This window comes from uncultured Psychroserpens sp., from assembly GCF_947500255.1.
In the GTDB taxonomy this organism is placed as follows: domain Bacteria; phylum Bacteroidota; class Bacteroidia; order Flavobacteriales; family Flavobacteriaceae; genus Psychroserpens.
Genome location: NZ_CANMRL010000005.1, coordinates 147,948 through 161,709, shown reverse-complemented (window position 1 = coordinate 161,709; position 13,762 = coordinate 147,948). Strand labels below are relative to the sequence as shown.

Genomic DNA, 13,762 nt, shown 5'->3' with positions numbered 1-13,762 from the left:
TGAAAGACAATGCTAAATATTTCTCATAATAAACTCAATAAAAAAGTTGATTTATCACCATATAAATCGGTACAAAAAGTATTTCACAAAAGGCATTATAAACATTTCAACCGCTTTTTAATTGCTTTTGCGATTACCGTTATTGTTGTCATGTTTTTACCATGGACGCAAAACATAAATAGTCGTGGAAAGATAACTACTTTAACGCCAGATCAGCGACCACAAACTATTCAATCTCCAATTCCAGGACGTATAGAAAAATGGTATGTAAGAGAAGGTGATGAAGTAAAAAAAGGGGATACAATTTTATTTATTTCAGAAATAAAAAATGAGTATTTTGATCCTAACCTAGTCAATCGTACAGGGCAACAAATTAAAGCTAAAGAAGCTTCTGTTGTGTCATATGGTTCAAAAGTAAATGCGCTTAACAACCAAATTAGTGCTTTAAGTAGAGAGCGTAAATTAAAATTAGAGCAAGCTCAAAATAAATTATTGCAAGCAAAACTAAAAGTACAGAATGATAGTATTGATTTAGAAGCAGTAAAAATTAATTTAGGAATAGCTGAGCGTCAAATTGGAGCCATACAAAAACTATATGATGAAGGTCTAAAATCCTTGACAGAGCTCGAAGAAAAGCGTTCAAAATTTCAAGAATCGCAGGCGAAGTTAATCTCTCAGAAAAACAAATTACTTGCGGCCAAAAATGAAGTGATTAATTCCAAAGTCGAAATTAATCGTGTACAGGCCGAATATGCAGATAAGATCTCTAAAGCGCAGAGTGATAAATTCACAGCAGAGTCTAATCAATTTGATGCTGAAGCTCAAGTCACAAAATTAGAAAGTGATTTTACGAATTATGAAATTAGGAATGACCTCTATTATATTCGAGCTCCTCAAGACGGTTTTATAAACAAAGCCATTAAAGGCGGAATTGGAGAAACATTTAAAGAAGGAGAAGAGTTAGTAGGTATTATGCCTTCTAATTATGACATCGCTGTAGAAATGTTTGTTGACCCAATAGACTTACCTTTGGTTCACAAAGGCGAAAAAGTTCGTGTACAGTTTGATGGCTGGCCTGCTATTGTATTTAGTGGTTGGCCAAATATATCCTATGGTACTTATGGTGCAAAAGTAGTAGCTATAGAACGATTTATAAGTAGCAATGGCAAATTTAGAGTCTTACTCGCTCCAGATGAAGATGACCATCCTTGGCCAGATGCCATACGCGTTGGTTCTGGCGCAAAAACAATTGCATTATTAGAAGATGTGCCTATCTGGTTCGAATTATGGCGAAAACTGAATGGTTTCCCTCCTAACTATTATCAACCTGAAACTGATTCGAAACCGAAAACAGCTAAAAAATAATGACCATTATGACGAAACATTTTAGTGTACTATGTCTTTTTATGGTATCGCTTTGCTTCTCACAAAATGATGAGCCAACAATACTCAGTTTTAGTGAATATTTAGGCTATGTGAAAAAATATCATCCCATAGCAAAACAAGCCGAACTTACTTTACAATTTGGGCAAGCCAACTTAATGAAAGCACGAGGTAGTTTTGACCCAAAAGTCGAAGTTGATAATGAGCGTAAGAAATTTAAAAATATAGAATACTATGATTTGTTAAATGCAACATTTAAGATCCCAACATGGTATGGCATAGAACTTAAAGGAAATTTTGAGCAAACAGATGGTTCATTTTTAAACCTACAAAACTCTTTGCCAGATGATGGTTTGTACAGCGCTGGCATATCAGCCTCATTAGGGCAAGGTCTGTTTATTAACAAACGAATGGCCGACTTAAAGAAGGCTAAATTATTTAGAGAGCAAACAAAGGCCGATCGAGAGATATTAGTTAACCAAATTTTGTTTGATGCCTCATTGGCTTATTTCAAATGGTTGCAAATGTACAGTGAGACCAAACTCTATGAGCAATTTTTAGAAAATGCTAGAATTCGATTTCAAGGTGTTAAACGCAGAGTTGAAAATGGAGATAAAGCGGCTATAGATTCTGTTGAAGCTGGTATAACAGTAAAGAATAGAGCTTTAGGTCTAGAACAGGCCAAAGTGAAATTTATGAAGGCCTCGCTAGAACTATCGACATTTCTATGGCTAAATAATGATATTCCCATAGAAATACAACCTAGTGTTATTCCAGATACAACTGTTGAAAATACCGTTGATGATGTTCTAGAAATTTCTGGTCTGCCGCTAACAGATTTCGTATTAGAAAATCATCCAAAATTGCGGTCATTAGCATTTAAATATGAAGGATTAGAAGTTGATAAGCGACTTAAAGCAAATAAGCTTTTGCCAAAAATTGATGTACAATACAACTTTTTAACTGAAACTCCAGATATTGCAAGATCATTTAATACGAACCAATATAAAGGCGGATTTAGCATAGCCTTCCCTCTCTTTTTAAGAAAAGAACGAGGTGACTTAAGATTGGCTAAAGCTAAGCTTCAAGATTTACAATTTGAAATTGATAATGCGAAAATTACGATTCAAAACAAAGTTTTGGCTTTATATAGAGAGTTAGAATCATTTCAAACACAAAACTTGCTCATAGATGACATCGTTTTAGATTATACGACTATGCTCAATGCCGAAGAACGAAAGTTTAGTTTTGGAGAAAGTTCTTTATTTCTAATTAATTCTCGAGAAAAAAGTTTAATTGATTCACAATTAAAAGCCATTTCACTGCAAAATAAATATTTGAAAACAAAAGCAAAGCTCTTTAACAGTCTATCAAGAGATATTCAAAATCTTTAATTAATTGTTATTAGCCTTTTCAGTTTTAGGCTCTTTTTCGTTTAAAGGTTTTTGCTTAATCACATTAACTGTGGCTCTAACACCTGTTAGAAGATTCCATTTTTTTGAAGAGACTAAGTTTCCATTATCGTCATATACGATAAACTCAGCCGTATTAGGACCAGAATCACCTTGATTTAAAGCCAAGAACACAATTTTATTAACACCTGGAGTTAAAGCTACGTCAAAACCTTTATAACCAGCAGTAAGTAATAATGAAGGAACTATAATTTCGTCATTAACAAATACACGAACCAAATCACCATCCGGATATTCGTGATCACGACAAACAATTTTAACAAAGGCACCATTGCTTTTGATATCACCTAAGAACACATCGGCCATGGTTTCAATAGCTAGACCTTGCTCTACAGCTACTTTCTTAAAACGTTTTTCAAAAATTTCTCCTGGATTTCTCAAGCCATTATCATGAATCATTGAGAATTCCTTTTTAGATTTATTAATAGCTGCTTTACTTTCAGTTGGAATACCAGCAACATTCTTTTTAGGCTTAGTTATTCCAATTTTAGACTCGGGCTTTATAATAAGTTTAGGTGTAGTGTCCTTCTTTTTGGTTTCAACAGCAGGTATTCTAATAGTTTTCTTCTCGTTCTTATCTGGTTGTTGGGCAAACAGAGAACAAGTACATATAGTAAATAAGAAAAAAAATAGCTGTCTTTTCATCACATTTCTTTTAGTATAGTCGTTTCAAAAACCATACCTAACAATAAAAGTAACGACTTTATAGCGTAAACATTTTAATTTTACGTTAAAACTTTCCGTTGAAACTTAAACGCAATTTACGAGTATATTCTTCTAATAACCAGTCTTTATAGTTTTTTGTACTATTCATAATACAATAACAATACTGTTTAATGCGATAACAAATATCATCGTGTAATAATTTTGCTAACTCCCTCGCTTCAAAAACATCTTCACTATTAGCGATAACCAAAGCTGAATGTTGTGCAATACTATTTTCAATAGCTTGCATAGACTTCTTACCTTCTCTAATCACCTTTTTGTATTCTTCTTTTATATCAAAATCGTCATTAGGATTTTTGGTAAAACGCTTTCTTAACGACTCTGGCATTTTATATACAAATTCTCGTTCTATGTCTTCATCATTACGAAGATTCTCTAAATAGAAATCTGGATTTTTAAAGATATGCTGCCAATCTACTGGTTGACTCCATGGTCCAAATCGCACTGCATTATTTCCTAAGTCAATAACCGTAAACTTACTTTTATCACCATGAATTCTCGACCCTCTACCAATCATCTGAAAATATAAGGTTAAAGAACGTGTCGCTCTATTTAAGATAATGGACTCTACAGATGGCTCATCAAAACCTGTGGTTAAGATACTAACAGAAGTCAATATACCATTAGGTGTATTTTTAAACCATTTTAAAATCTCTTTACGCTCCTGTTTACTTGATGTGTTATCCAAATGGCGAACATCGTAACCAGCTCTTTTAAACGTATAGTATACCTCCTTTGAGGTATTGATCCCGTTATTAAAAATTAAGGTTTTCTTGCCTTTAGATAATTCTTCATAGGCAAACAGTAGCTTACCTTGCATCGCTGCATTAGTATATAATGCTTCTGAAGATTTTACAGTATAGTCTCCATTGATACCTATTTTAAGAGTATTTAGCGACACATCATAATTATAAATTTCGGCTGAAGCTAAAAATCCATTTTTAATTAAAGTCGAAATATTATCTCCAACAATCAACTCTTTATAGTTGTCTTTCATTGGCAATTTAATGTTACTACTTAAAGGTGTCGCAGTAACTCCAAGAATGAAACAATTATCAAAAAATTTAAATAACTTTCTAAACGAATTGTAATGTGCTTCGTCAATAATGACAAGACCAATATCTTCTAGGTTAAGTTTACCATCATTTAATCGGTTGTTCAACGTCTCAACCATAGCCACAAAACACTGGTACTGGTCTTGATCTGGTAATTCTTTAACCTTACTGTTGATTATTTTATTATTGACACCAAAACCATGCAAAACTTTAGACGTTTGCTTACATAGTTCAATTCGGTGTGTAAGAATGACCACCTTTTTTTGGTGCTTCTTTATATACTGTCTAACTATTTCAGAAAAAATAACTGTTTTACCTCCTCCTGTTGGTAACTGATACAAGAGATTGTAATTATCAGGTGCAGCCTCAAAGACATCAAATATGCGATTTAGATCAGCAATTTGGTAATCATAAAGACGCTTTTTTGTTTCCTTTTTTGTTATTTGAAGGGTTTCGGACATAAATTAATAGCTTCAGAAAATCAATTCTTGCAAAATTAAGCTTTTATAAGAGTTATTTAAGCATATTGTTAAAAACAATTGAAAAGTAATTCCTACCCTATCCTGTTAAAAAATGTTAAATTACTACTATGTAATGCAAAGTACTGTAACATTTTTATAATTCTGTCGTCTTTCTAGTATAACATCAATCATTAAAATCAATTATTATGAGAACTTTAAACAACAATCAATTATCAAGTACATCAACAGAAACTAAAATTTATACTTGGAATCAAAAAAGACGATATAGATAATTATATCTATTTCAAAATCATCAATCAAAAAAAAATCAATTATCATGAGAACTTTAAACAACAATCAATTATCAAGTACTTCAACTGAAACAAGAATGTACAGTTGGAACCAAAAAAGACGCTATAGATAACTATAGAAATTAAAATTCATCAATCAAAACATCAATCTACCATGAAAGCTTTAACAAAAATTATCAACACATCACATACAACAAATGACGATCTAGAGACGTTACGTTAATAGTGATAACAACATTATTCATCAATCAAAACGCATATTGAGTTTATTCTCAGTATAATATCCGGAAAAACCAGCATACTTTAAGTATTCTGGTTTTTTTGGTTTTAAGAAAATGGTATCGTTTTTGAGGCTTGTGACACATAACAATAATCTTAAAAACTATTATTATGAGAACATCAAGACGACTATGCCCTCAAGTTAATGCAGGCTCAATGGCTGACATTGCTTTTTTACTTCTTATCTTTTTCTTAGTTACTGCTGCTATACCAGAAAAGGACGAAGGCATCACCCGAAAACTTCCACCTCCTTGTCCGCCTAATACAATTTGTGATGAAGACATCATCAAACAGCGTAACATTTTAGAAGTTAAAATTAACTCTAAAAATGAGTTGTGGGTAGAAAATGAGATTGTTAATATTGAAGAACTCAAAGACATTGCAATCGCTTTTCTTGATAACAATGGTGATAATACATGTAATTATTGTAATGGTTTAAAAGATAATAATTCATCTGACAACCCAAATAAAGCAGTAATATCCTTAAATAATGACAAGCTCACATCCTACAAATTTTACATTCAAGTTCAAGACGAATTAACTAAAGCCTATTATGAATTGCGAAACAATTATTCTGAAACCGTTATAAAAAAACCATCTAATAAACTCACAAAAGAAGAATTAAAACAGGTTAAGAATGCCTATCCGTTTATACTGTCTGAAGCAGAAATCAAGAATTAATTTAAAGAGTCTAACTCAATTTCAATTCTATAACTGATGTTAACTTTGCGTCTGCCCCATTCTTTAGCAGCTTTGACATCAGTTCCCATATAGATATCTATTCGTTTCCTCCAACGCCTATTCATCTTATCCTTGACTAAATACGTCCCTTCAACTCCTTCAATCTTCACAGGTGTATTATGTACCAAACCATTTTTAAGCAAATCTCTTGAAACAGCGATATAACGCAGACCCGGTTTTAAGCTATCACCAAAAGCCGTAATATGTGGATTTGAACTAGTTTGATATGCCAAAGAATTGTAGGCTGTTGCTGTGACTTCAATGGTTTTCCATTCGTAAGGACTGGGTGGTTCACTTTTACAGTTAATCAATAATACACAGATTAATATTAAAATATAAACAGTATAAGACGTAGAGGAATTCATATTTTAAATATAAGATTTTGTAACTTCACAATCGAAACGAAATCCAACTTTTATGAAATCATTATATCTCTCCCTTTGTATTTTAATTATGACGTCTTCTTGTAAAACTGATTCTAAAACTGATAGTAAAACAACTAGTAAAAATGATTCTATAGCACTTATTGAACGTGCTAAAGCCATTCATGATCGCGTGATTACCTTAGATACACATTGTGACATTAATGTAAAGAATTTTACAGATTCTATCAATTACACACAAAATCTAGAATCTCAGGTTAATTTACCAAAAATGAAAGCCGGAGGTTTAGATGTAGCTTGGTTTATTGTATATACTGGTCAAGATACACTTACAGATGAAGGCTACAAAAAAGCATATGACAATGCCATGTCAAAATTTAATGCTATTCATAAATTAGTTGAAGATATAGCGCCAAACCAAATCGAACTTGCTTTGAACTCTGATGATGTGCGTCGTATTTCAAAAACTGGAAAAAAAGTAGCGATGATTGGTATTGAAAATGGATATCCAGTGGGAACTGATATTTCTAACGTAGAGAAATTCTACAATCTTGGAGCACGATACATGTCTTTATCCCACAACGGACACAGTCAATTATGTGATAGTAATACAGGTGAAGAAGATGACATATGGTTGCATAATGGTTTGAGTGATTTAGGCAAGGAAGTGATTAAAGAAATGAATCGTTTAGGCATCATGATTGATGTATCTCATCCTTCAAAAGAGTCTATGCGCCAAATGATCGAACTTAGTAAGGCTCCAATAATAGCGTCCCATTCGTCGGCAAGAGCATTATGTGATCATAGTAGAAATCTTGATGATGAGCAGTTAGAATGGATGAAAGAAAATGGTGGCGTGATTCAAACAGTTGCGTTTCAAGCTTATACTAATACCGAAAAGAACGATGCTAGAAACAAAGCCATTAAAGATATTAGAAAAGAGATTGCTACATCCTTAGGAACTAAATGGTATGAATGGAGTGAAATGAAAACATTAACTGACGACGAAAAAGAAGCCTTTTACGAGGTAAGGTCAAAAATTGTAACGTTAGCAGATGAAAAAGCGAGTCAAATGAGTTACTTCCCTCCTAAAGTTAATGTCGCAGACTTTGTAGATCATATTGACTACATGGTTGAGAAAATCGGACTCAAACATGTTGGTATCAGCAGTGATTTTGATGGCGGTGGTGGTGTTGAAGGCTGGAGCGATGCTTCAGAAACCTTTAATGTTACTTTAGAATTAGTAAAACGTGGTTACACCGAAGACGAAATTGAAATGCTATGGAGTGGTAATTTGCTTAGAGTTTTGGATGAAGTTGAAGCAATTGCCAAAAAAAGTTAGTGATCAAATAAAAAAGTTATATAGCGCTTTTAAAATCGATATATCTCATAATAACGGTCACTACAAACAATAAGAAGAGTATAGAATTCGCAATGATCCCAAATATCTTTTTAACAGAGTTAGGGTCTTTAAGTCCTTTCATACTAAATACAAAACCAATAATTGAAGACACAAACACTAAAATCATTAGGAAACCACTAACATATCTATAAAAATCTAGTGAGATCTTTTCATTAGCAGCTAATAATTGTAACAACAAAAATAGTAGAAATGTTACAATTGTAATAATTGCGAATTGAAAGCCTTTCTTTGAGTGTGATGATGTCATGACTGTAATTTAATAAGCTAAAAGTTCTTTTAGTGCGGTTTCAAAACGTCCTTTAGCCATATACTGTTCTTCCAATTGATTAATAAACGGAATTGGCGTTTCCATACTAGCAACGCGTCTTACTGGTGCATCCAAGTGTTCAAAAGAATGTTCCATAATTAACGATGAAATATCACTAGCAATACCTCCAAACAATGAATCTTCTTGTAAAATAATAGCCTTCCCTGTTTTCTTGACAGAGTGTAAAATAGCATCTAGATCTAATGGCTGAAGGCTTCTCAAGTCAATCATATCAGCACTAATATCAGTATTATTATCTAGTGTCTCTAAAGCCCAATGTACACCAGCACCATAGCTAATAATTGTTACATCATTACCTTCTCTGAGCATGGAAGCCTTTCCTAAAGGTAGTGTGTAATAATCTGTAGGCACCTGCTGACGAATACTTCTGTACAATGCTTTGTGCTCAAAGAACAATACTGGGTTTGGATCTTCAATGGCTGTTGCTAACAATCCTTTTGCATCATAAGGGAATGCTGGATAAACCACTTTTAAACCTGGTGTCTTAGTAAACCATGCTTCATTAGTTTGCGAATGAAATGGTCCAGCGGCAACACCTCCGCCACAAGGCATTCTTACTACAACATCAGCCTGTTGGTTCCAACGATAATGTGATTTTGCTAAATAGTTCACTACAGGATTAAAACCAGAAGTCACAAAATCTGCAAATTGCATTTCCATGACAGCCTTCATTCCCGCAATAGATAATCCCATAGCAGCTTCGACAATAGCAGACTCACAAATTGGTGTATTTCTAACGCGCTGCTTTCCAAACTGTTTGACAAAACCTTCAGTAATTTTAAACACACCACCATATTCTGCAATATCTTGTCCCATAATGACTAAATCATCATACTTTTCCATCGACTGTTTTAAGCCTTTAGAAATAGCATCAATAAGTCTAAGTTCTTCTGTTTTTGATTTAGGCTCAACCGCTTTAAAATCAAAAGCTTTATAAACATCTTTAAGTTCTGTCTCTATATTTGGTACAATAGGAGCTTCATCAAATGCCATTTGTAAATGCTCATGAATTTCATGCATTATCCCTTCCTTGATCGCAACTTCCTGCTTTTCAGTTAATATTTTCTCATCTTTTAAATAGGCTTGAAAATTTTCTAAAGGATCTTTCTTAGCCCATTCTTGCATCAACGTTTTAGGTACGTATTTTGTTCCACTAGCCTCTTCATGACCTCGCATTCTAAATGTTTTGAATTCGACCAAAATTGGTCTTGGACGCTTACGAATACTTGCAGCAAGCTTTTGCATTTTTGTATAGACTTCAATAATATTATTACCATCAAGAATAAAAGATTCCATACCATAACCTTTACCTCTATCAGCAATATCTTTACATCTGTATTGTTCATTAGTAGGTGTAGACAAACCATATCCATTATTCTCTACACAAAATAATACTGGTAATTGCCAAACAGAAGCGACATTTAAAGCTTCATGAAAATCTCCTTCACTAGTTCCACCCTCACCTGTAAATACAGCAGTGACTTGTTTTTTGTTTTTTAATAGACTCGCTAATGCAATACCATCAGCGACACCTAATTGCGGTCCCAAATGTGAGATCATTCCAACAATATTAAACTCTTGGGTTCCAAAATGAAATGATCGATCACGACCCTTAGTAAAGCCATTTGCTTTACCTTGCCACTGACTGAACAAACGATATAAAGGAATCTCTCGAGTCGTGAACACACCTAAATTACGATGCATAGGCAGTATATACTCTTCTTTGTTCATTGCCATGGTCACACCAACTGAAATAGCTTCTTGGCCTATTCCGGAAAACCATTTTGAAATTTTACCTTGACGCAATAGAATGAGCATCTTCTCTTCTATCATGCGAGGTTTAAGCATATTCTTATAAAGACTTAATAGGGTCTTGTCGTCTAAATTTTTTCTATCGTAGGTTATTAATCTCTTGGTTGAGGTCAACATTATGTTTAAAATTGCGTTAGTAAATCAAATGTAAATAAAAATTGACGTTTTTAAAGGTTAAGACCGTTTATTTTTAAGCGAAATTGAAATGTGTGATTTTAGCAGTATTTTCGCTATTTTTGTTAATCGAACTACAATAAAATCCATTTTAAAATGAATAGAATACCAAGTGTGAATCTTCAGGATTTTCTTTCTGGAGACGAAAGCAGAAAGCAGAAGTTTATAAATGAAATAGGAAAAGCATACCAAGAAATTGGATTCGTAGCTCTTAAAGGTCATTTTTTAGACGATCAGCTCGTAGATAATTTATATAAAGAAGTAAAGAATTTTTTTAGTCTACCTGTGGAGACTAAAAGAAGTTATGAAATTGAAGGTATTGGCGGACAACGTGGATACGTATCCTTTGGAAAAGAAAGTGCTAAAGGAAAAAAAGAAGGCGACTTAAAAGAATTCTGGCATTTTGGTCAGTATGTCGAAGATGACCCAGAGCGTGCCAAAGAATACCCTAATAATGTTGAAGTTAAAGAAGTTCCTGAATTCAACAAAATTGGTAAAGAAACTTACCAAATGCTTGAAAAAACTGCTAAATACGTATTACGTGCATTAGCCCTGTTTTTAGATTTGGAAGAAACTTATTTTGATAATTACATTCATAATGGTAATTCTATCTTAAGACCTATTCACTATCCTCCTATTCTTGAAGAACCAGAAAATGCAGTTCGTGCTGCTGCTCATGGTGATATTAATTTAATTACACTATTAATGGGTGCTCAAGGACGAGGCCTGCAAGTTCAAAACCATGAAGGTGAATGGATAGATGCCATAGCAGAACCAGATGAATTAATGATAAATGTTGGTGATATGTTATCACGTCACACAAACAACAAATTAAAATCTACTATACATCGTGTTGTTAATCCACCTCGCGAACTTTGGGGTACTTCGCGTTATTCTATCCCATTTTTTATGCATCCAATAAGTGAAATGAAATTAGATGTTTTGGATAGCTGTATTGATGAAGATCATCCGAAACAGTTTACTGATATTACAGCTGGAGAGTTCTTAAATGAACGTTTGGTTGAACTTGGATTAAAGAAATAAATCTATTTATTATAACAAATGGATTTAAAAGATCAATTAAAGAACCTCTTTCCAGATCATGTGTCTGAGGATATTTCCGAAGAAAAATACACAAAAGATCAAGGCATTTGGTTACAAGAAGACCCTATACTTTGTAAATACGAAAAAAGAAAAGGTAAACCTATTACAATTCTTGAAGGTTACACTGGCGCTGATGAAGATTTTAAAAAATTGGCCAAAGAGCTTAAGCAAAAATTAAGTGTTGGAGGTAGCTTTAAAGATGATAAAATCATTATTCAAGGTGACTATAGAGATAAAATCATGCAGATTTTAAAAGATAAAGGGTTTAATGTGAAGCGTGTAGGTGGTTAAATGAGTTCAAGTACATTACATATTACTAATGGTACAAGTTTGACCAATTATTTGTTCCAATTAGGCATTTCAACAACAGAAAATACAATTACTTGGCAAGAGACGCTTTGTGTAGGTCCTACTGTTGAAGACGTTTCATCAAGAGAGTTTTTCAAAAAAAGAAAAGCATTTTTCAAGTCCTTTTATAATATTAGCTTGAGTCGAAAAGAAATGAATAGTGAGCTCAAAAAGCTTGATAAAATTTCTGATTTTACTGAAATTGTATTGTGGTTCGAATATGATTTATTCTGTCATATTAATATGGTAGCTGTTATTAGTTTACTCGAACAAAAAGGTATCTATTTACCAATATATCTTGTATGTAGTGGTCGTGTTGAAGGCGAAAAAGGACTGAAAGGACTTAGTGAACTCAAACCAAAACAATTAGAGACCCACTATCATAATAAAGTTAAATTAACTGTTGATGATATTGCTCTGGCAAAAAACATCTGGCGAATTTACTGCGGAAAAGATCACAACTTATTATTACCACTTATATTAAGACGGTCTTCATTTGAATATATGAGTATTTGTTTGAAAGCCCATATTAAACGTTTTCCAGATACTAGAAGTGGTATTAGTACTCTAGAATACAATATATTAAAACTTGTTAAGGAGAATACGATTACTTCAAGACATCACTTGGTAGGTTACACCCTACATTATCAAGGTTACTATGGTTATGGTGATTTACAATTAGAACGTGTTATCGATGTGCTATCTATTTTTTTTATTGAAGAAAAAGGTAGCTTAAAACTCAATCGTGAAGGTCATTTAGCATTAAGTCATCAGCACAACTATCAAAAAGAAATGAATAACACTATTTATTTTGGTGGTGTTAGTAGTTTAGATTACACCTTCGATAAAAAACAAAACAAACTTATAAAAACAGTTGTTCATGCCAATTAAAGCATCAGAATTAATATTAAATCCAAACGGCAGTGTCTATCATTTAAATCTTCTGCCAGAACATATCGCAAATACTATAATAACCGTAGGTGATCCAGATCGAGTTAGTAGTGTTACCAAATATTTTGACGAAGTGAATTTCTCGACTCATAAACGAGAATTTCATACTCAAACTGGTGTTTATAAAGGAAAACCAATAACCGTTATTTCTACTGGCATTGGTACCGATAATATTGATATCGTATTTAATGAATTAGACGCGCTAGTAAATATTGATCTTAAAAAAAGAGAGATGAAATCTGAGCTAACCTCATTAGATATTATTAGAATTGGTACTTCAGGATCTATTCAGGCAAATATTCCAATAGATTCATTTGTCGCAAGTGAATATGCAGTTGGATTTGATAGTTTGTTACATTTTTATGACAGCGCTCATGTTCAATATTTTGAAATTTCAGAAGCATTAAAACGACAAACTAATTGGTTTGAAAAAAAATCTGACCCTTATGTTGTAAAATCTAGCGAGCGCTTGTATAAACAATTGTTTAGCGACAAGACTTTCACAGGTTTTACAGCAACAAATGTAGGTTTTTATGGACCTCAAGGAAGAATATTGAGATTACCTATTCAAGATAATAGCTTAAACGACAAGCTTGCAAATTTCAATCATAACGGTAGGACAATTACTAACCTAGAAATGGAAACTGCAGGTATTTATGGTATAGCAAATTTACTTGGTCATCATGCCTTATCTATGAATGCCATTATTGCTAATAGAGCTACTGGTGAATTTAGTGCTGACCCAAAAAAGGTTGTAAACGACTTAATAGTTTACACTTTAGATAAAATTTTAGATTTAGATTAACAACGA

Annotated in this window: 13 protein-coding genes; 8 read left to right on the top strand and 5 right to left on the bottom strand. The window is 33.0% G+C overall.

Going from position 1 to position 13,762, the window contains the following annotated elements; all coding sequences use genetic code 11:
- Nucleotides 1-9: 9 nt before the first annotated feature.
- Entirely contained in the window at nucleotides 10-1,365 is a 1,356-nt protein-coding gene (locus Q0783_RS14375; RefSeq protein ID WP_298896253.1) for an HlyD family efflux transporter periplasmic adaptor subunit, read from the top strand.
- A gap of 8 nt (nucleotides 1,366-1,373) precedes the next feature.
- On the top strand, nucleotides 1,374-2,777 hold the full coding sequence (locus tag Q0783_RS14370) for a TolC family protein (RefSeq protein ID WP_298896251.1): 1,404 nt from the start codon (nucleotides 1,374-1,376) through the stop codon (nucleotides 2,775-2,777).
- Here Q0783_RS14370 and Q0783_RS14365 read toward each other — a convergent pair whose 3' ends face one another.
- Together Q0783_RS14365 and Q0783_RS14360 are read right to left on the bottom strand one after the other, a co-directional pair.
- Nucleotides 2,778-3,500 carry a hypothetical protein gene (locus Q0783_RS14365; RefSeq protein ID WP_298896249.1) on the bottom strand — a complete coding sequence of 241 codons (723 nt, stop codon included), beginning with the start codon at nucleotides 3,498-3,500 and terminating at the stop codon, nucleotides 2,778-2,780.
- An 85-nt stretch (nucleotides 3,501-3,585) separates the two neighbouring features.
- Complete coding sequence (locus tag Q0783_RS14360) at nucleotides 3,586-5,097, bottom strand: DEAD/DEAH box helicase family protein (RefSeq protein WP_298896247.1); 1,512 nt, start codon at nucleotides 5,095-5,097, stop codon at nucleotides 3,586-3,588.
- A gap of 701 nt (nucleotides 5,098-5,798) precedes the next feature.
- On the opposite strand from Q0783_RS14360, the gene Q0783_RS14355 reads away from it, so the two are divergent.
- Nucleotides 5,799-6,368, top strand: coding sequence for a biopolymer transporter ExbD (locus Q0783_RS14355; RefSeq protein WP_298896245.1), 570 nt, complete (start codon nucleotides 5,799-5,801; stop codon nucleotides 6,366-6,368).
- Here Q0783_RS14355 and Q0783_RS14350 read toward each other — a convergent pair.
- The gene (locus Q0783_RS14350) at nucleotides 6,365-6,793 is read right to left on the bottom strand and encodes a hypothetical protein (RefSeq protein ID WP_298896242.1); all 429 of its coding nucleotides are present in this window, start codon (nucleotides 6,791-6,793) and stop codon (nucleotides 6,365-6,367) included. The genes Q0783_RS14355 and Q0783_RS14350 overlap by 4 nt on opposite strands.
- A 52-nt stretch (nucleotides 6,794-6,845) precedes the next feature.
- Here Q0783_RS14350 and Q0783_RS14345 point away from each other — a divergent pair, with 52 nt between their 5' ends.
- Nucleotides 6,846-8,153 carry a dipeptidase gene (locus Q0783_RS14345; protein WP_298896240.1) on the top strand — a complete coding sequence of 436 codons (1,308 nt, stop codon included), beginning with the start codon at nucleotides 6,846-6,848 and terminating at the stop codon, nucleotides 8,151-8,153.
- A 16-nt stretch (nucleotides 8,154-8,169) separates the two neighbouring features.
- On the opposite strand, the gene Q0783_RS14340 is transcribed toward Q0783_RS14345, so the two are convergent.
- Nucleotides 8,170-8,481, bottom strand: coding sequence for a hypothetical protein (locus Q0783_RS14340; protein ID WP_298896238.1), 312 nt, complete (start codon nucleotides 8,479-8,481; stop codon nucleotides 8,170-8,172).
- A gap of 9 nt (nucleotides 8,482-8,490) precedes the next feature.
- Nucleotides 8,491-10,491 carry a dehydrogenase E1 component subunit alpha/beta gene (locus Q0783_RS14335; RefSeq protein WP_298896236.1) on the bottom strand — a complete coding sequence of 667 codons (2,001 nt, stop codon included), beginning with the start codon at nucleotides 10,489-10,491 and terminating at the stop codon, nucleotides 8,491-8,493.
- Nucleotides 10,492-10,644: 153 nt separating this feature from the next.
- On the opposite strand from Q0783_RS14335, the gene Q0783_RS14330 reads away from it, so the two are divergent.
- The 4 genes from Q0783_RS14330 to Q0783_RS14315 are packed head-to-tail and all read left to right on the top strand — an operon-like array spanning nucleotide 10,645 to nucleotide 13,756.
- Complete coding sequence (locus Q0783_RS14330) at nucleotides 10,645-11,592, top strand: 2-oxoglutarate and iron-dependent oxygenase domain-containing protein (protein WP_298896234.1); 948 nt, start codon at nucleotides 10,645-10,647, stop codon at nucleotides 11,590-11,592.
- An 18-nt stretch (nucleotides 11,593-11,610) separates the two neighbouring features.
- Nucleotides 11,611-11,943, top strand: a complete 333-nt coding sequence (locus Q0783_RS14325; RefSeq protein ID WP_298757593.1) for a translation initiation factor — start codon at nucleotides 11,611-11,613, stop codon at nucleotides 11,941-11,943.
- Nucleotides 11,944-12,891: a DUF1835 domain-containing protein gene (locus Q0783_RS14320; RefSeq protein ID WP_298896232.1), complete on the top strand. Its 948-nt coding sequence runs from the start codon at nucleotides 11,944-11,946 to the stop codon at nucleotides 12,889-12,891.
- Nucleotides 12,881-13,756: a nucleoside phosphorylase gene (locus tag Q0783_RS14315; protein WP_298896230.1), complete on the top strand. Its 876-nt coding sequence runs from the start codon at nucleotides 12,881-12,883 to the stop codon at nucleotides 13,754-13,756. The genes Q0783_RS14320 and Q0783_RS14315 overlap by 11 nt, the downstream gene beginning before the upstream one ends.
- The last annotated feature ends 6 nt before the right edge of the window (nucleotides 13,757-13,762 follow it).

Coding starts and splice junctions, on each gene's coding strand:
- Q0783_RS14355 (WP_298896245.1), top strand. CDS start 5,799: ATGAGAACATCAAGACGACTATGCCCTCAAGTTAATGCAGGCTCAATG.
- Q0783_RS14360 (WP_298896247.1), bottom strand. CDS start 5,097: ATGTCCGAAACCCTTCAAATAACAAAAAAGGAAACAAAAAAGCGTCTT.
- Q0783_RS14315 (WP_298896230.1), top strand. CDS start 12,881: ATGCCAATTAAAGCATCAGAATTAATATTAAATCCAAACGGCAGTGTC.
- Q0783_RS14365 (WP_298896249.1), bottom strand. CDS start 3,500: ATGAAAAGACAGCTATTTTTTTTCTTATTTACTATATGTACTTGTTCT.
- Q0783_RS14350 (WP_298896242.1), bottom strand. CDS start 6,793: ATGAATTCCTCTACGTCTTATACTGTTTATATTTTAATATTAATCTGT.
- Q0783_RS14340 (WP_298896238.1), bottom strand. CDS start 8,481: ATGACATCATCACACTCAAAGAAAGGCTTTCAATTCGCAATTATTACA.
- Q0783_RS14335 (WP_298896236.1), bottom strand. CDS start 10,491: ATGTTGACCTCAACCAAGAGATTAATAACCTACGATAGAAAAAATTTA.
- Q0783_RS14320 (WP_298896232.1), top strand. CDS start 11,944: ATGAGTTCAAGTACATTACATATTACTAATGGTACAAGTTTGACCAAT.
- Q0783_RS14370 (WP_298896251.1), top strand. CDS start 1,374: ATGACGAAACATTTTAGTGTACTATGTCTTTTTATGGTATCGCTTTGC.
- Q0783_RS14325 (WP_298757593.1), top strand. CDS start 11,611: ATGGATTTAAAAGATCAATTAAAGAACCTCTTTCCAGATCATGTGTCT.
- Q0783_RS14330 (WP_298896234.1), top strand. CDS start 10,645: ATGAATAGAATACCAAGTGTGAATCTTCAGGATTTTCTTTCTGGAGAC.
- Q0783_RS14375 (WP_298896253.1), top strand. CDS start 10: ATGCTAAATATTTCTCATAATAAACTCAATAAAAAAGTTGATTTATCA.
- Q0783_RS14345 (WP_298896240.1), top strand. CDS start 6,846: ATGAAATCATTATATCTCTCCCTTTGTATTTTAATTATGACGTCTTCT.